The organism is Desulfovibrio diazotrophicus, assembly GCF_902498985.2.
Classification (GTDB): Bacteria; Desulfobacterota; Desulfovibrionia; order Desulfovibrionales; family Desulfovibrionaceae; genus Desulfovibrio; species Desulfovibrio legallii.
This window is the reverse complement of the sequence record NZ_OX346397.1, coordinates 2,698,375-2,715,485: the sequence shown is the minus strand read 5'-3', so window position 1 is coordinate 2,715,485 and position 17,111 is coordinate 2,698,375. Positions and strand designations below refer to the sequence as shown.

Below are 17,111 nucleotides of genomic sequence, written 5' to 3'. Positions count from 1 at the left end.
GGTATAAGGGTTTTGGTCAGGGCCGCACCGCGGGAGCGGGCGCGTGTTCCGTCTGCCCGCCGCCCAGAGCGGCGTAGAGGTTGCTGTCGTTGACCAGCTGGTTGCGCCGGATGGTCAAAAGGGCCTGTTCGGCGGCATAGACCGTACGCTGTGCGTCCAGCACTTCAATATAACTGATGGTTCCGCTGGCGTAACGGCCCTTGGCCAGGGCCAGCACCCGACGCTGAACCGCCAGGTATTCCTGTTGCGCCGCCAGCTGCCCGGCGTAGTGCTGCCGGGTCATGAGCGCGTCCGCCACTTCGCGGAAGGCCGTCTGCAGGGTTTTTTCATAGGTTGTCACGGAGCTTTCTTTCCGCACCGTGGCCAGATCCAGGTTGGCCTTGTTGCGTCCCGCCGTAAAAATGGGCAGGACCAGACGCGGTACAAAAGTCCAGACCGAGGCCGCGCCGTCAAACAGGCTTGTGAGCGCGCCGCTGGCGTAGCCCGCGCTGCCTGTCAGGCTGATGACGGGAAAGAAGGCCGCCCGCGCCGCGCCGATGTCCGCATTGGCGGCCCGGAGCTTGTGCTCGGCCTCCAGCACGTCCGGCCGCCGCAGCAGCACGGACGAGGCCAAGCTGGACGGCAGCGGCGCCATGACCTGCTCGGCCAGGGGTACGGCAGGGGGCAGGTTTCGCTTCTCAAAGCTGCCCAACAGCAAGGACAGGGCGTTGGCGGCCCGCACGGCCTCCTGCTCCTGCTGGGCCAGCGCCGCCTGGGCCGAAGCCGCCGCGCCGCGGGCCTGCTCCAGCTCCAGCACCGAAGCCTGGCCGGAGCGCAGCCGATTTTCCATAAAGGCGTAAGAAGCCTGCCAGCTTTGCGCTGTTTCGCGGGCCAGCTGCAGACTTTCGCGGGCCAGGCGCAGGTCGGCCCAGCTCTGGGCGATCTGCGCCACCAGGCTGATTTGCGCGGTTTTAGCCGCTTCCTCACTGGCGAGGTAGCGTTCCAGAGCCGCGCCGCTGAGGTTTTTTACCCTGCCGAAGAAGTCCAGTTCAAAAGCCGGAATCGTCAGCATGGGCGCAAACTTGTCTTTGGGTTTCTGATCATAGAAGGAACCGGAAACCGTATCACTGCCGTCCAGCGACAACTGGGGCAGGCGTTCAGCCCGTTGCACGCCGTACTGGGCGCGGGCTTCGGCTACGGCCAGCACGGCCAGCTTCAGGTCGCGGTTCTGCTGCAGGCCCTCCGCAATAAGCGCCCGCAGCTGGTCGTCGGTGAAGAAATCGCGCCAGCCCGGGGCCGCCGCATCCGCAGGCTGCCCTGCGGCCGGAGCAACGACGTCGGGGCCGTAGCCCGCATCCGTCACCGAAGACGGAATGGGGGCCGCCGGGCGCTGGTATTCCGGCGCAAGAGAGCAGGCGGCAAGCCACAGTGTCAGCACAAGGGCCACCACGGTCGGCACACGCGTAGTATCCATAAGGCACCACCTCTGGGGTCAATCCACGCAACCCGCCCGCCGCGCCGCAGGTACGGACGCGCACGAAGGTTGCCAAAACAGAATCTCGGATTGCACGCCGGACGCGCCGCGCCATTACGCGCCGCACCGGCCCGGAGGGGAGGTCTGGCCCCGGCGTTCAGGCCGCCCGCAAAGGACGGAAGGCCGCAGGCCCGACACTATCCCCGGAAGGTGGTCGAACGGGGAGGACGGAAGAGATCGTGGACAAGACGGAAAGGAAGGACGCTTTCGCCCAAAACCGCGAGGGGCTCCGCCAAAGGCGACGGCGCAGTCACGGTGAGCGCTTGCGGCAGAATGGAAGCGGAGAACTGCAGGCAGAGCTGCATGGAGCAGGCCTGCCCCGCAGGGGCGGGCGCGTCATTGGCGTGACCCGCGTTGGCGGCGCTTGCGCCGTCAACATCGGCTGACGCACCCCACCCCCCGTGCATGGCTGTGGCGCAACACGTCGCAAGCGGCGCAGCATCGCCCATGGCGCAGACCGCCCCTGCGGGCGCGGCCTGACCGCACCCGTCGGCAAAGGCGGGCTGCGCCCGGCCCAGCGCAAGCAGGGCCATGAGCAGGATGACGCATATGGAGGTTTTCCGCTTCAACATAGTTTTTTAATAAGAATAGATCGAAGCTGTGTCAAGTAAAATTTTCGGAATCATTCCTGTCTCGGCCGCTGCGGCGCACTCTTGTCAAAGCCGGCGCAGCGGGGCAGACTGGAATCAGGCCCCGCTGCGCCGGGGCCCCGTCACCCCCAACGAAAGGAAAAGGTATGTCCATACTGGTTTGCGGCGGCGCCGGCTACATCGGCTCACACAACGTGCGGCTCTTGCAGTCGCGCGGCGAAGAACCCGTGGTGCTGGACAACCTGCGCACCGGCCACCGGGCGGCGGTGCCCGCAGGCGTGCCCCTGTATGTGGGCGACATGCGCGACCCGGCCCAACTGGACGCCATTTTTGCGCGCCATAAGATAGAGGCCGTGCTGCACTTTGCGGCCTGGTCCCTGGTGGGGGAAAGCGTGGAACAGCCCCTGCCCTATTTCAACAACAATATCTATGGAATGCAGGTTCTTCTGGAAGCCATGCTACGCCACGGCGTGGACAAAATCGTGTTCTCGTCCTCCGCCGCCGTCTACGGCGAGCCCGCCAGCGTGCCCATCCCCGAAGACACGCCTCTTGAACCCACCAATCCCTACGGCGAAAGCAAACACGTCATGGAGCGCATGACCCACTGGGCGGGCCGGGCCCACGGCATCCGCGCCGTAGTGCTGCGTTATTTCAACGTGGCCGGGGCCTGGCCCGACGGCAGCATGGGCGAAGACCACCGGCCCGAAAGCCACCTGGTGCCCCTCATCCTGCAGGTGCCCCTAGGCCTGCGGCCCCACATCACCGTGTTCGGCGACGACTACCCCACTCCGGACGGCACCTGCATACGCGACTATCTGGACGTACTGGAACTGGCCGACGCCCACTGCCGCGCCCTGCACTATCTGCGCGCCGGCGGCGCGAGCGTGGTCTGTAACCTGGGCAACGGACGGGGCTTTTCCGTGCGGGAAATGATTGACGCGGCCCGCCTGGTCACCGGCAAAGACATCCCCATCGAAATCGGCCCCCGCAGGCCCGGCGACCCAGCCCGACTGGTAGCCGCGCCGGAGCGCGCCCGCCAGGTGCTGGGCTGGACCGCCCACGCCCCGCTGGAAAGCATTATCGCCACGGCCTGGGCCTGGCACCAGAGCCATCCCCACGGCTATGAGGAGGATTCCTGATGCCCGCCATACCCCCACTTTCGCCGCAAGAAGCCGCCGTCCTGCTGCACAAGGCCACGGAACCGCCCTTCAGCGGAGCCTATGTACATACCCAAACGCCGGGAGCTTACCTCTGCCGCCAGTGCGGCACACCCCTGTTCCGCGCCGAAGACAAGTTTGACTCCGGCAGCGGCTGGCCCAGCTTTGACGACGCCCTGCCCCAGGCCGTGCGCCGCCTGCCCGACCCCGACGGACGCCGCACGGAGATCGTCTGCGCCCATTGCGGCGGCCACCTGGGCCACGTTTTTGAAGGCGAAGGCTTTACCCCCAAAAACACCCGGCACTGCGTCAATTCCCTTTCCCTGCACTTTGTGCCGGCCGGGAAAGACCCGGCGGCCCCCACGGCCAAAGCCGCCGCTCCGCAGCCCGGCGCAACCGGGCCGGACGCGGACGCCGCCTGCACGGGGCTGGCCCTGCTGGCCGGGGGCTGCTTCTGGGGCGTGGAGGACGCTCTGGGCCGTCTGCCCGGCGTGTGTTCGGCCCAGTCCGGCTACACGGGCGGCCACACCCCCGACCCGACCTATGAAGAGGTCTGCACCGGCCTCACGGGCCACGCCGAAGCCGTGCGCCTGACCTTCGACCCCGCCCGCATCAGCTACGAACAGATCCTGCGCCGCTTTTTTGAAATCCACGACCCCACCCAACTGGACCGCCAGGGACCGGATGTGGGGGAGCAATACCGCTCCGCCGTGTTCTATGTGGATGAAGACCAGAAAAACACGGCCCTGCGGCTGCTGGACGCGCTGCGCGGCCTGGGCTACGCCGTGGTCACCCAGGTGCTGCCCGCCGGGCCCTTCTACCCGGCCGAGGCCTACCACCAGCACTTTGCCCGGCGCACGGGGCGCGGGGCCTGTCACCTTTCCGTGCCGCGCTTTTCCCGTCGGGCCGAAGACTGACCCGCCGACGCGCGTCCCCACCCGCCACAAAGGTTGCCGTCAAAAAGGGCAGAGGAGCCATCCCCTTCCCGCCGCCGCACCGCCCCTCTTCCCTTTTTGACGGCAACCCTGTAGGGTACAAGACAATGGGCCAAGCGGGGCGGCCGCCTTTGCCGCGACGCCGGGCCCCCGTCCGCACGGGGACCGACGCCGGACCAGAAGCCGCAATCCATGAGCTTGAGCCGCCTTTTCAGGAGGATACTGCCCGTCCTTTGTTCCGTACATCCGGCCAGCGCCCGACGCGCCCGCCATATCGCTTAGCAAGGGAGAAAACCATGCCTACTCCACTGGAAATGCAACGCACGTTCGCACTCGTCGGCACCGGCGGCTGCGGCAAAACGTCTCTGGCGGAGATGCTGCTCTTCAACGCCGGGGCCGTGAGCCGCCTGGGCGCCATCGAAGAAGGCAGCACCTGCCTGGACTACGAACCCGAAGAAGTGCGCCGCCGCGGTTCGGTGCAGCCCGCCTGCGCCACCTACCTTTGGAACAAAAACCGCCATTTCCTGCTGGATATCCCCGGTGACGGCAATTTTACGGGCGATATGGAATATCTGCTCAAAGGCGTGGACAGCGTGGTCTTTGTGCTGGACGCTGTGGACGGAGTGCGCCCCCTGACCAAAAAATTCTGGAGCATGGTACGCGCCGCCGGCCTGCCCGCCCTGCTGGTCATCAACAAAATGGACCGCGACCGGGCCGATTTTCAAATGGCCTTTGACGGTCTGACCGCCTTGGGCATCAAGCCCGTGGCCCTGCAGCTGCCCATACGCCAGGGCGAGACCCTGGTGGGCATGGCTGATGTGCTCGCAGGCCGGGCGCGGATGTACGGCGCCGACGGCGACGTGGCCGACGCGGACATCCCCGCGGGCCTGGCTGACGACGTAACCCTGCTGCGCGACGTTGCCGTAGAAAACATCGCCGAAAGCGATGAAGAACTCATGGAAAAATATCTGGAGGAAGGCAGCCTCAGCCCCGAAGACCTGCGCACGGGCCTGCGCGCAGGCGTGCTCAAGGGCGAGCTGACCCCGGTGCTGGCCTGCTCCTCACTGGAAAACAAGGGCGGCAAAGCCCTGCTGGAGGCCATTGAGGCCCTGCTGCCCTCCCCCCTGGACCGCCCGGCCTTTGTGGGCGAAGACGGCGCGGAACGCGCGCCCGACCCCGAAGCCCCGGTGGCCTGCTTTGTATTCAAAACCCTGGCGGACCCCTTTGCCGGGCAGCTCTCCCTGCTGCGAGTGCTTTCCGGCACGCTCGGCGGCGACATGAATCTTAAAAACGTCCGCAGCGGCGAGGGCGAACGCCTGGGCGGGCTGCTCTACCTGCTGGGCAAAACCCAGACCCCCTGCAAGGAAGCCGTGGGCCCCGGCGCGCTGGTGGCTGTGGCCAAGCTCAAAAATACCCGCACCGGCGACACCTTGTGTGACGAAAAAGCCCCCTTCAGCCTGCCCGTGCCCGACCTGCCCCCGCAGCTCATCACCTACGCCCTGGCCCCCAAGGAAAAAGGCGAGGAAGACAAAGTCTACACCGCCATGCAGCGGCTGCTGGACGAAGACGTCACCCTGCGCCTGGGCCGCGATGAAGAAACCGGCGACATCCTGCTTTCAGGCATGGGCCAGCTGCACATTGAGCTTTCGGTAGAAAAGGCCAAACGCCGCTTCAAGGTGGATATTGTGCTCAAAACGCCCAAGGTGCCCTACCGCGAAACCGTGCGGGGCAAGTGCCAGGTGCAGGGGCGGCACAAAAAACAGTCCGGCGGCCGGGGGCAGTTCGGCGACTGCTGGATTGAGATGGAAGGCCTGCCGCGCGGCTCCGGCTATATTTTTGAAGACGCCATCGTGGGCGGCGTCATCCCCCGCCAGTATATCCCGGCCATTGACAAAGGCGTGCAGGAAGCCGCAGCGCGCGGCTTTCTGGCCGGCTGCCAGGTGGTGGACTTTCGCGTGAAGGTCTACGACGGCAGCTACCACACGGTGGACTCCTCTGAAATGGCCTTCAAAGTGGCGGGGTCCCTGGCCTTCAAAAAAGCCATGGAAACCCTCAAACCCGTGCTGCTGGAACCCATCGTCCTGCTCACCGTTTCCGTGCCGGACGAAAGCATGGGCGACGTCATCGGCGACCTTTCCTCCCGCCGCGGCAAGGTGCTGGGTTCCGATTCCCAGGGCGGCGCCACGGAAATCAAGGCCCATGTGCCCATGAGTGAAGTGCTGCGCTATGCCCCGGACCTGCGCTCCATGACCGGCGGCCAGGGCTTTTTCACCATGGAATTTGACCACTATGAAGAGGCCCCGCAGCCCGTGGTCGAAAAGGTCATGACCGAGCACCAGAAAAGCCGCGGCGAATAGCCTGCAGCCGCGCTGCGGACACTGTCACGGCGTCGGGCCCCAACGGCCCGACGCCGTTTTTCCCCACATACCGGGCGTCTGTTTACGCAACCGCCAGGGCATTGCAACCCGTTGCAATGCCCTGGCTTCGACGTGGACGGCTACACGGCCACGGGGTGTTCCCAGTCCTTGAGCACGGGCTGATAACCCAGGCGGACGAGGGAATCCATCATTTCATCCAGACTGCGGTGGTCGGTGATCTCAAACTGGCCGGGATTGTGCAGGTCTGCGGTGGCGCGGCCGCCCACGGCGGTGGAAACCCCGGCAGACACGCGAGTAACGCCCAGGGGCACCAGGTGGTCGCGCATGAAGGCGCTCTCGCGGCTGGAGCAGGTGATGCCGGCACGGGGCAAAAAGCAGCGCAGGGCTGTAACGTACTGCACCAGATGACGGTCGTCCACGCCGTGCTGCACCTCAAAGCTGCCCTCATGGGGGCAGATGCGCGGGATGGATACGCTCATATCCACGCCAGGATAGCGGCGTTGCAGCCACCAGGCGTGCAGGCCCGTGGCAAAAGCATCCTGCTCAAAGGATTCCAACCCCAGCAGCGCGCCCAGGCCCAGACAGCGGATGCCGCCTTCGGCGGCGCGCTGGGGCGCATTGAGCCGGAAGGCATAATCGTGCTTGGGCCCCACCGGGTGCAGCCAGGCGTAGAGTTCCTGGTTATACGTTTCCTGAAACATGGTCATGCTTTCCACGCCGGCGGCCGCCATCAGGGCGTATTCCTCGGTGGTGAGGGAGTAGACCTCAATGCCCACAGAAGCGAAGCGCGGCTTGATGCGCCTGGCCACGGCGGCGATGTATTCCGGGGAAGAGAGCTTGCGGGCGTCGCCCGTGAGCAGCAGAATATGCTGGAAACCCCTGTCCGCAATGGCAAAGGCCTCGGCGCAGGCCTCGTCTACGCTGAGGTGACGGCGAGGCTGTTTGTTTTTGGCGTTGAAGCCGCAGTAGCGGCACTGGTTGGTGCAGACGTCCGAGATGTAAAGGGGCGTGAAGATGTTGACCGCCCGGCCGAAATACCGCTGGGTGAGGCCGTGCGCCCTGCGGGCCAGGGCTTCCAGATGCGGCTGGGCCGCTGGCGAGAGCAGGGTTAAAAAATCGGCCGGGGTGAGCGATTCCTTTTCCAGCACGGCCAGGACGGCATCGCCCGTGGCGCGGGCCGCACCGGCGCTGCGGCGCTCAGTCGGCCATTGCTGCAGATATTCTTCAAAGGTTTCCATAGGTCACCTGTCGTACGTTCTTTGCAGATTGTGCGCAGCTTCCTGCACGCATAGGGGCAGAGCTGCAGTTTTCCGCACGCGGTGTGCGGCTTCCCGACCGGCAAAAGGCCGTTGCCGCAAAAGCCCTCAAAAACCGCGTGCCTGCCGGAGCGGCAGCAAAAAGTTTACGGCACGCTCGCTCCGGCGCTTAACCGCGCAAATACCTTGCGCTTGTGCCTCCACAGGGGCGGCTGCTTGGGCAACCGCCAGGGTATTGCAACGCTGCAATGCCCTATCCCGCAGCATTACCGCAAAAAGCCGGTCAGCGGCGAGGACGCCTGCGCCCCTTCGGCCTGGGCGCGCACCGCGCCGGGGCCGGCCAGCCAGGCCCCGCGCCCGGCTTTGACCGCCGCGCCAAAGGCGGCGGCCATGCGTACAGGGTCTTCGGCCGAGGCAATGGCCGTGTTGACCAGGCAGGCGGCCGCGCCCATTTCCATGGCCTCGCAGGCCTGGGAGGGCCGGCCGATGCCCGCGTCCACGACGATGGGCAGATCCAGCTCGTCAATGAGGATGCCGATCATTTCCTTGGTGCGCAGGCCCCGGTTGGTGCCTATGGGCGCGCCCAGAGGCATGACGGCGGCGGCTCCGGCGTCAACGCAGGCGCGGGCCACATAGATATCGGGATTAATATAGGGCAGCACGGTGAAGCCTTCTTTGGCGAGGATTTCCGTGGCCTTGGCAGTTTCGTAGCCGTCGGGCAGCAAGTGGCGCGTGTCGGCGATGACTTCTATTTTGATCCAGTCGCCGCAGCCGGCTGCGCGGGCCAGGCGGGCCAGACGCACGGCTTCTTCGGCCGTGCGCGCGCCCGACGTATTGGGCAGCAGGCGCAGATTTTTGGGGATGTGGGCCATAACGCCCTGTCGGGCCGGGTCGGCCGCATCGGCGGGATTCTGGCGATCCACCCGGCGCATGGCCACGGTAATGACGGCAGCGCCGCTGGCGGCGGCCACCTGCGGAATAAGGCTGTCCGCCCCGTACTTGCCGGTGCCGATAAAAAGACGGCTGCTGAGGGTCACGCCGTTGATGACAAAAGAATCTTCCATGATGTTTGCTCCGTCTGCAAAAAAATTGCGGGTCGTGGTTTCAACGGAAAGAGGAATCCGGGAAAAACGCCGCCGGCCGAAGCCGGGACGCGGCGGTTAGCCGCCGCCCACAAACTGCACAATTTCCAGACGGTCGTCGTCCGCAAGCCGGGTCTGGGCAAAACGCTCGCGGGGCAGGATCTGCCCGTTGCGCTCCACCACCACCGCCGCGGGGTCGTGCCCGCGCGCGGCAAGCAGGTCGGCCACACTGCACCCTTGCGGGTGGGGCTCAGCCACGCCGTTGACCAGGATGTCCATAACGCACCTCCAAACTACAGGTTGGTGAGTAACGGACCGGCGGGCGCCCCGCTGCAGGGCTTCATGACGAAACGGCTCGCATGCGGCACAAAAAACGCCCGTCAGACCATTACGGCTGCGGGCGAGCACAAACCTGCGTTGTGGCAGGCTGGCCAGCTTCCCTTCGTCGGCACTATCCGCGTCAGGTGCAGAACCGCGTTTGTTTGCGCGGTTCTAGGGGTCAGGGCGCGATCACCCTTTCTCAGCCTTGTGTGGGCTCCCCCAGCCGGTATGTCTTACCATAGTACCGAGCCGGGGCGAATGCAAGGGCGGCAAGCCGGACGGAGGGCAGGGCCTTGGCGCGCAACGGATATATTCCTGACGTATTTAATGGGAAATGTATGCCGCACAACCCACGCGCCACGCGCCGTGCGGGGTTATGGACAGTAAAACTTGTTTGGTGTAGGCAAAAGTACATCTTCACTATCTGAGCACACCAGCGGGAATGTTCGGCATGGTACAGCCCGCCCATGTGTATACGCACAATTTTGCAGCAAGGAGGCGTTTGGGGGGAAGGAAGCAATAATTCAAGTATGTTGGCTATTGCCACGATCACGGTCTCAAGGATGCGTGACCGCTGGATTCGTAAACAGTTCTGACGGGAGAAGCCAGATGGAAGCTCTGGAGCATATCAATGCCCTGACTCTGGTCTTTGTGGCATTGTGCGTTTTTGCCATCGCCTACCGTTTTTACGGCATTTTTCTTGCCAACAAAGTGTTGCGGCTGGACGGCAGCCGCCCCACCCCGGCCGTGCGCTTTGCCGACGGCCACGACTATGTCAAAACCAATGAATTTGTGTTATACGGGCACCATTTTGCCGCCATCGCCGCCGCTGGCCCGCTGGTGGGCCCGGTGCTGGCCGCGCAGTTCGGCTATCTGCCGGGCGCGCTCTGGATTCTGATCGGCTGCGTGCTGGGCGGCGCCGTGCACGATATGGTCATTCTGTTTGCTTCCGTGCGCCACAAAGGGCAGAGCCTTGCGGCCATTGCCACGCGCGAAGTGGGGCCGGTAACCGGCACCGTAGCCGGCATCGCCGTGCTCTGCATCCTGGTTCTGACCCTGGCGGGCCTTTCGCTGGCCTGCATCAGCGCCATGCACAACGCGCCCTGGTCTTTGTTCATCGTGGTCATCACCATGCCCATAGCCATGCTCATGGGCCTGATCATGCGCTACAAGCAGAACAGCGTCATCCTGGCCAGCGTGGTGGGCGTGGTTTTGCTGGTTATCGGCATCCTCAGCGGGCACGACCTCATGAAACAGGACGTGCTGGGCTGGGCCTTTGACTGGAACCGCAACACCGTGGCCATTGCCATTGCCGTGTACGGCTTCATCGCCTCGGTGCTGCCGGTGTGGTTTCTGCTGGTGCCGCGCGACTATCTTTCCACCTATCTGAAAATCGGCACCATCCTCATGCTGACCCTGGGCATCATCTTTGTGCGGCCCACGCTGCTCATGCCCACCATTACCCCCTTCATCAACGGCGGCGGCCCCGTCATCGGCGGGCCTGTGCTGCCCTTCATCTTCATCACCATTGCCTGCGGGGCCGTTTCCGGCTTCCACGCCATCATCGGTACGGGCACCACACCCAAGATGATCGCCAATGAGCGCGACATTCTGTTTGTGGGCTACGGCGCCATGCTGACGGAAGGCTTTGTGGCCATTATGGCCCTTATCGCCGCCTGCACGCTCATGCCCGGCGACTACTTTGCCATCAACGCTACCCCGGCCAAGTTCGACGCCCTGGTAGCCGCGCACCCGGCCCTCAATACCGTGGACCTGGGATTTTTTGAAGAAAAAATTGGCCTGAACCTGCACGCCCGTCCCGGCGGGGCCGTTTCTCTGGCCGTGGGCATGGCCCATATCTTCCACAAAATCCCGTACATGGACAGCCTGATGGCCTACTGGTACAACTTCGCCGTCATGTTTGAGGCGGTGTTCATCCTTACCGCCATTGACGCCGGCACGCGCGTGGGCCGCTTTTTCCTGCAGGAAATGCTGGGCAAGGTCTACGCGCCCTTTGGAGATAAGAGCTGGGCCCCCGGCGTGGTCATTACCAGCCTGATCTTCACCTCCATGTGGGGCTACCTGGTTTACACCGGCAACATCAGCAGCATCTGGCCGCTCTTTGGCATGAGCAACCAGTTGCTGGCCGCCTGCGCCCTGATCGTCAGCACCACCATGCTGCTGCGTATGAACCGCGGCAAGCTCTGCCTGCTCACGGCCATACCCGGCGTGTTCATGGCGGCGGTCACGTTCTGGGCCGGCTATCTGCAGGTGACGGGCGACTACATCCCCAACGGCAAGTATCTGCTGGCCACCCTGGCCTGCCTGGTCATGGTGCTGATGATCTTCGTCTTTGTGGGCACCTTCCGCCGCTGGAATGAACTCATGGGCATCAAGACTACCGTCAAGGACGCCTATGGAGAATCCGTGCGCGTCCTGGCCGAAGAGTAAGGTTACAAACACAGTATTGGGGGGGCGCTCCACGCCCCTTTTGGACAGCTCAGCCCCCGTGCGGCCAGACCGTGCGGGGGCTTTTCTTTGCCCTTTCCTGCCTGCGCCCTCACAACCTTTTCCCGTTGGCAAGCGGCCTTGCCCCTATGCATTGTCGCTGGCAGCAAGATGCCCCCTTCGACGCTTAGAGCATTTAACACTTGAAATGCTCGCTTACGGCAGGCAAAAGCCTGCCTTCTCGCATTTCGTGGCAAGGATTTTCAAGAAAATCCTTGCAGAGCAGTTAGCTCATTTCATTCGCTAACTGCTCTAGCCGCACAGCACAAGCGACCGCACCTTTTTGTGGATATAGTTGCAACAATTATTTTCATCCTTTTATTATACGCAGTTATCAAAAAAAGCTGTACCAAAACGGCTGCGAAATTTTTCTTTTGATTGCCAATAATTGCGGCGATGCGGTATCAAAATATGACTTTATCCAAAACAGATCTTGTCAGTATGCGGATGGTTCCACGGTTTGCACCTGCAGCGCAGAGGTTCCATATGGATTACCGACCCTACGATCCGCCAACCATCTGTACCTTCAGGCATACTGACCACTGCGTCGAGCCGTCCCGCTGCCGGGGACGCCGCCGAAATCACGCCCACAGGCCTGAAAAACACCTCTCGTTGCGGCGTAATGCCTCCCGCCCCCCTCCCCCACACCCGAACACCGCCGACAACAACGCGGTATAACGGCCTGCGTCGGCCGTCCCGCAAGACCGTCCACCTCCCACGCCAAACTATCGTACTCTTGAAGGTGCTGCCGCAAAGACTGAACTGCAACAACACGAGGGGGCCTTATGCTGAAATATCTTAAAATTCTTTATGTTCAAGTGCTGATCGCTATTGCCATCGGCATTTTACTCGGACATTTTTACCCCGATATCGCCGTTAAGATGCAGCCTTTGGGCAGGGGTTTTATCAATCTCATCAAAATGATCATCGCCCCCCTGATCTTCTGTACCGTTGTTACGGGCATTGCCGGCATGTCGGACGTGAAGTCTGTGGGCAAAACCGGCGGCATCGCGCTGGCCTACTTCATGGTGCTCACCACTGTGGCCCTGATCATCGGCCTGGTGGTCGTCAATCTGGCGCAGCCCGGCGTAGGCATGAATGTGGACGTGAGCACCTTCGGCGAAGCCGAAAGACATCTGGCCGATCAGTACGCCGGCAAGGCTCACAGCAACAACCTGGTCAACTTTTTCATGAACATCATTCCCAAGACCTTTGCCTCAGCCTTTACCAGCGGCGAAATTCTGCAGGTACTGCTGGTGGCCGTTCTTTTTGCCTTTGCGCTGCACTTCAGCGGGGCCAAGGGGCAAATCGTCTTTGATTTCATCAAAAGTTTTTCGGAAGTCATGTTCCGCATCATCAAGATCATCATGTATGTGGCTCCCCTGGGCGCTTTCGGGGCCATGGCCTTCACCATCGGCAAGGAAGGCATCGGTTCGGTGGTTTCGCTGGGTGAGCTGATCGTCTGCTTCTATATCACCAGCATCCTCTTTGTGGTCGTGGTATTGGGTTTCATCGGCAGGCTCTGCGGCTTCAACGTGCTCAAATTTGTCCGCTACATCAAGGAAGAGCTGCTCATCGTGCTGGGCACTTCCTCGTCCGAATCCGTGCTGCCCAATATGCTGCACAAGATGGAGCGCCTTGGCTGTCATAAGAGCGTGGTGGACCTGGTCATCCCCACCGGCTATTCCTTTAACCTGGACGGCACGGCCATTTACCTGACCATGGCTTCGGTCTTTCTGGCCCAGGCCACCAACACGCCCATGACCCTCAGTGACGAACTGATCCTGCTGACCGTGCTGCTCATATCCTCCAAGGGCGCGGCAGCCGTAACGGGCGGCGCGTTTATCGTGCTGGCCGGCACCCTGGGTTCCGTGGGCAGCATCCCGCCCGAAAGCATTGCCATCATCTTCGGCATTGACCGCTTTATGTCCGAAGCCCGCGCCCTCACCAACCTGGTGGGGTATGGCGTGGGCACCATCGCCGTGGCCAAGATGACCGGTCAGCTCGACGGCGACAGGATGCGCGACGTGCTTGATAAAAAGGGAGAAGCCCTGGCAGCGGAAGCCGCCTGACGCTGACTCCGCATCCGTTATGCCGCGGCCCGTCGGACGGAAGTTCTCCGTACGGCGGGCCGCGCGCAATTTCGCCCCTGCGGGGCCGTTTTTCTGCACTTCAATGCCGCCCCCTGCCGCAACACGGCCGAATTCTCTACCCCGCGATGCCCCTCTGCACCCCGCAGCAAACACCCTTTGGCGGCTGCGACCGGTGCTCCGCCCCGTCCATATGCTGCGGCAAGCGCGACACAAGGATCTTCACGCTTCCGGCGAACCGGCGCGCCACAAAAAACGGCCGCCCAAGGCGGCCGTAAAGCAAGGCGGCAGCGGCAGACCTACCAGATAGACTGCACGGCCTCCATAGCCAGTTGCACCATTCTTTCAGGGGCCACGCCCAAGGCCACCACCAGCCCCACCAGGCAGATGCCCGCCAGACGCGTGCCCACGGCCGGGGCCGGCGCGGCCGTTTCCGCAGGGGCGGCTTCAGTGTAGGCCGCGCGCACCACCTGCAAATAATAATAGATGCCTATGGCCGTATTGATGGCGGCAATAACCACCAAAGCGCTGTGCCCCGCCTTCCAGGCCCCGGTCAGCAGCAGAAACTTGCCCATAAAGCCCACAAAGGGCGGAATGCCCGCCAGGGCAAACATGCTCACGCCCAGCACAAAAGCCAACAGGGGTGAGCGCCCGGCAAGGCCGTTAAGGTCGCGCACGGCCAGGTTCTCGCCCTGCGGGGCCACGGCGCAGAGCACCAGAAAGGCCGCCAGCATCATAAACAGATAGCCCGTGGCGTAGTACAGGGCCGTGCCAAAGCCCCAGCTTTGCAAGGTCACCATGCCCAGCAAAATATAGCCCGCGTGGGCAATGCCCGAAAAGCCCAACATGCGCTTGACGTCCGTCTGCACCAGAGCCACCAGGTTGCCGTAACACATGGAGGCGATGGAAAGCGCCGTAAGCAGCCAGACCAGCGGCCCGGGGCCCGGTTCAGCCAAAGCGCAGAAGCGGGCCAGCACAGCCACGGCCGCCACCTTGGGCAAGGAGGAAATAAAAGCTGTGGTGTCGTTGGAAGCGCCCTGGTAGACGTCAGGCGCCCAGAAATGGAAGGGGAACACGGCCAACTTGAAGAACATGCCGCAAAGCAGCATGCACAGGGCGATGGCGGCGGTAACCTGCACGCCGGCCGCGTGCATGACGGGCAGGGCTTTGGCCAGATAGGTGGTGCCCGTAAGGCCAAAAATCCAGCTCATACCAAAGAGCATGATGCCCGAAGCCGTCACGCCGAACAGCAGGTATTTGACCGCCGCTTCCATGGGCAGGCGCAGGCTCTCCGACGGCGTGCGCATGGGCACCAGCAGGTACAGGGAATAGGAAGAAAGCTCCAGGGCCACAAACAGGGTGATCAGCTCCACGCTGCTGGAAAGCAGGGTCAGCCCCAGCAGGGCCGTGAGCAGAAAAAGGTAGTATTCCGCCCGCATCCGCACGGAAACACCCCGCACGTCCGCACCAAACAGGGTCAGCAGGGTAAAGCCCGTGGCCAGGGCGCATTTGACCAGCTGGGAGAAAAGATCCACCCGGTAAGCGCCGTAAAACAGCTCTCCCGTGGCGGAAAGGCTGACAAAACAGGCCACGGCAAAGGCCGCGCCCACACCCAGCGCCACCAGGCGCAGGCTCTGCGGGCGGCATGCCGTAAGGGTCATGCCGAAGGCCAGAAGGCAGCCGGCAAGAAGAACCAGTTCCGGGGCAAAGAGATGTGCGTTCATGCGTGGGCCTTGTCTGTGCTTGGGGTTCGGGTCAACGCGCAAAAAGCTCGGCCAGGGCCAGGGCGTTGTGGGCCTGGTAGCCGGTCTGGGCCAGCAGATGGTCCAGGCTTGGCCGCATGACCCGGAGGAAGGGCTCCGGGGCCAGGCCTATCCAGAAAACAAAGGCCAGCAAAGGCGCCAGGGTCACGGTTTCACGCCAGCCCAGATCCCGCATATGGGATTGGTCTGGGTTGTGCGTGCCGCCCCAGATGACGCGCTGCAGCATCCGCAGCATGTAGGCGGCGGCCAGGATGGCTCCGGGCACGGCGCAGACCGCCACGATCTTGTTGTTAAAAAAGGCCCCGGCCAGGATGAGAAACTCGCCCACAAAGCTGTTGGTACCGGGAAAGGCTAAGGACGAGAGAGAAAAGAACGTCAGATACGTCACATAGATGGGCATAAATTTGCCCAGGCCGGCAGCGTCGTTCAGCTCCCGGCTGTGGGAGCGTTCGTAGACCATGCCCACGCAGAGGAACAGGGCGCCCGTGGTCACGCCGTGGTTGATCATCTGCAGCATGGCCCCTTCCAGACCGCGCTGATTCAGGGAGAAGATGCCCAGGGTCACAAAGCCCATATGCCCCACACTGGAATAGGCAATGAGCTTTTTCATGTCCTGCTGGGCCAGGGCGGTCAGGCCGCCGTAAAGGATGCCCGCCACGGAAAGCCACTGCAGGGCCGGCAACAGGTCAATGGCCGCCGTCGGCGTAATGGGCAGGCAAAAGCGCAGAAAGCCGTAGGTGCCCATCTTGAGCAGAACAGAAGCCAGCAGTACGGAGCCCGCCGTGGGCGCTTCCACATGGGCTGCGGGCAGCCAGGTGTGGAAGGGAAACATGGGCACCTTGATGGCAAAGGCGATGAAAAAGGCCAGAAAGACCAGCAGCTGGAAGTTGGCGGCGTACTGCTGCCCCATAAGCGCCGGAATGCTGAAGGTGCCCTGATTGATGTACAGGGCCACAATGGCCACCAGCAGAAAAACCGATCCGGCCAGAGTGTACAGGAAAAACTTCACCGAAGCGTAGGCCTTGCGCGGACCGCCCCACACGGCGATAAGCAGGTACATGGGGATGAGCATGGCCTCCCAGAGCACGTAAAAGAGCACCAGGTCCAGGGCCATGAACACGCCCAGCATGGACGTTTCCATCACCAGCAAACAGACCATAAACTCCTTGACCCGGCTCTGGATATACCGCCAGGAGCCCAGCACGCAGATGGGCATGATGAGCGTAGTCAGCAGCACCAGCAAAAGCGAAATGCCGTCCACCCCCAAGGTATAATTGACATTGAAGGTCTCAATCCACGGACGGTGCTCGCCAAACTGGAACAGGGACGACGTGGGGTCAAAATGCGTGTACAGCGGCAGGGAAAGCCCGGCATTGACCAAGGTGACGGCCAGCGTCCAGAGCCGCACGAGGTTGTCGCCGCGCAGCAGAGGCACCACCGCCGCCCCGGCCAGGGGCAGAAAAATCAGCAGTGAAAGAATGGGAAAGCCCAGGGTGTTCATGCTCAAAAAATCCATGG

At 62.9% G+C, this 17,111-nt stretch carries 12 protein-coding genes; 5 read left to right on the top strand and 7 right to left on the bottom strand.

Annotated features, from left to right (window positions below; translation table 11 throughout):
* Nucleotides 1-16: 16 nt before the first annotated feature.
* Both J7I12_RS11740 and J7I12_RS11735 read right to left on the bottom strand, forming a co-directional pair.
* Entirely contained in the window at nt 17-1,453 is a 1,437-nt protein-coding gene (locus J7I12_RS11740; protein ID WP_118230196.1) for an efflux transporter outer membrane subunit, read from the bottom strand.
* A gap of 197 nt (nt 1,454-1,650) precedes the next feature.
* A complete protein-coding gene (locus J7I12_RS11735; protein WP_118230197.1) occupies nt 1,651-2,085 on the bottom strand; it encodes a hypothetical protein in 435 nt (144 codons plus the stop codon).
* A 164-nt stretch (nt 2,086-2,249) separates the two neighbouring features.
* Between J7I12_RS11735 and galE the strand changes: the two genes are divergently transcribed.
* From galE to J7I12_RS11720, 3 genes are all read left to right on the top strand, one after another.
* Complete coding sequence (gene galE / locus J7I12_RS11730; RefSeq protein ID WP_288907810.1) at nt 2,250-3,242, top strand: UDP-glucose 4-epimerase GalE; 993 nt, start codon at nt 2,250-2,252, stop codon at nt 3,240-3,242.
* Entirely contained in the window at nt 3,242-4,177 is a 936-nt protein-coding gene (locus tag J7I12_RS11725) for a bifunctional methionine sulfoxide reductase B/A protein (RefSeq protein WP_302148881.1), read from the top strand. Before galE ends, J7I12_RS11725 begins: the two co-directional genes overlap by 1 nt.
* A gap of 314 nt (nt 4,178-4,491) precedes the next feature.
* Nucleotides 4,492-6,552, top strand: a complete 2,061-nt coding sequence (locus J7I12_RS11720) for an elongation factor G (protein ID WP_302413367.1) — start codon at nt 4,492-4,494, stop codon at nt 6,550-6,552.
* A gap of 140 nt (nt 6,553-6,692) precedes the next feature.
* Here J7I12_RS11720 and thiH read toward each other — a convergent pair whose 3' ends face one another.
* From thiH to thiS, 3 genes are all read right to left on the bottom strand, one after another.
* Complete coding sequence (gene thiH / locus J7I12_RS11715) at nt 6,693-7,811, bottom strand: 2-iminoacetate synthase ThiH (RefSeq protein ID WP_118230200.1); 1,119 nt, start codon at nt 7,809-7,811, stop codon at nt 6,693-6,695.
* Between the two features lie 284 nt (nt 7,812-8,095).
* Complete coding sequence (locus J7I12_RS11710; RefSeq protein WP_302548415.1) at nt 8,096-8,893, bottom strand: thiazole synthase; 798 nt, start codon at nt 8,891-8,893, stop codon at nt 8,096-8,098.
* Between the two features lie 96 nt (nt 8,894-8,989).
* Complete coding sequence (gene thiS, locus J7I12_RS11705; RefSeq protein WP_118230202.1) at nt 8,990-9,190, bottom strand: sulfur carrier protein ThiS; 201 nt, start codon at nt 9,188-9,190, stop codon at nt 8,990-8,992.
* A gap of 651 nt (nt 9,191-9,841) precedes the next feature.
* Between thiS and J7I12_RS11700 the strand changes: the two genes are divergently transcribed.
* The gene (locus J7I12_RS11700) at nt 9,842-11,683 is read left to right on the top strand and encodes a carbon starvation CstA family protein (RefSeq protein ID WP_270229340.1); all 1,842 of its coding nucleotides are present in this window, start codon (nt 9,842-9,844) and stop codon (nt 11,681-11,683) included.
* 842 nt (nt 11,684-12,525) lie between these two features.
* Nucleotides 12,526-13,812 carry a dicarboxylate/amino acid:cation symporter gene (locus J7I12_RS11695; RefSeq protein WP_288907953.1) on the top strand — a complete coding sequence of 429 codons (1,287 nt, stop codon included), beginning with the start codon at nt 12,526-12,528 and terminating at the stop codon, nt 13,810-13,812.
* Between the two features lie 317 nt (nt 13,813-14,129).
* Here the strand turns inward: J7I12_RS11695 and J7I12_RS11690 are convergent, their stop codons facing one another.
* Both J7I12_RS11690 and J7I12_RS11685 read right to left on the bottom strand, forming a co-directional pair.
* A complete protein-coding gene (locus J7I12_RS11690) occupies nt 14,130-15,554 on the bottom strand; it encodes an NADH-quinone oxidoreductase subunit N (RefSeq protein WP_302548414.1) in 1,425 nt (474 codons plus the stop codon).
* A 31-nt stretch (nt 15,555-15,585) separates the two neighbouring features.
* Nucleotides 15,586-17,109 carry an NADH-quinone oxidoreductase subunit M gene (locus J7I12_RS11685; protein WP_118230229.1) on the bottom strand — a complete coding sequence of 508 codons (1,524 nt, stop codon included), beginning with the start codon at nt 17,107-17,109 and terminating at the stop codon, nt 15,586-15,588.
* Nucleotides 17,110-17,111 lie beyond the last annotated feature (2 nt).

What these genes read in the sequence shown, in the direction of transcription:
- J7I12_RS11740 (WP_118230196.1), bottom strand. Translation starts at nt 1,453, where the DNA reads ATGGATACTACGCGTGTGCCGACCGTGGTGGCCCTTGTGCTGACACTG.
- J7I12_RS11695 (WP_288907953.1), top strand. Translation starts at nt 12,526, where the DNA reads ATGCTGAAATATCTTAAAATTCTTTATGTTCAAGTGCTGATCGCTATT.
- J7I12_RS11685 (WP_118230229.1), bottom strand. Translation starts at nt 17,109, where the DNA reads ATGGATTTTTTGAGCATGAACACCCTGGGCTTTCCCATTCTTTCACTG.
- J7I12_RS11735 (WP_118230197.1), bottom strand. Translation starts at nt 2,085, where the DNA reads ATGTTGAAGCGGAAAACCTCCATATGCGTCATCCTGCTCATGGCCCTG.
- J7I12_RS11725 (WP_302148881.1), top strand. Translation starts at nt 3,242, where the DNA reads ATGCCCGCCATACCCCCACTTTCGCCGCAAGAAGCCGCCGTCCTGCTG.
- J7I12_RS11700 (WP_270229340.1), top strand. Translation starts at nt 9,842, where the DNA reads ATGGAAGCTCTGGAGCATATCAATGCCCTGACTCTGGTCTTTGTGGCA.
- J7I12_RS11710 (WP_302548415.1), bottom strand. Translation starts at nt 8,893, where the DNA reads ATGGAAGATTCTTTTGTCATCAACGGCGTGACCCTCAGCAGCCGTCTT.
- J7I12_RS11720 (WP_302413367.1), top strand. Translation starts at nt 4,492, where the DNA reads ATGCCTACTCCACTGGAAATGCAACGCACGTTCGCACTCGTCGGCACC.
- galE (WP_288907810.1), top strand. Translation starts at nt 2,250, where the DNA reads ATGTCCATACTGGTTTGCGGCGGCGCCGGCTACATCGGCTCACACAAC.
- J7I12_RS11690 (WP_302548414.1), bottom strand. Translation starts at nt 15,554, where the DNA reads ATGAACGCACATCTCTTTGCCCCGGAACTGGTTCTTCTTGCCGGCTGC.
- thiH (WP_118230200.1), bottom strand. Translation starts at nt 7,811, where the DNA reads ATGGAAACCTTTGAAGAATATCTGCAGCAATGGCCGACTGAGCGCCGC.
- thiS (WP_118230202.1), bottom strand. Translation starts at nt 9,190, where the DNA reads ATGGACATCCTGGTCAACGGCGTGGCTGAGCCCCACCCGCAAGGGTGC.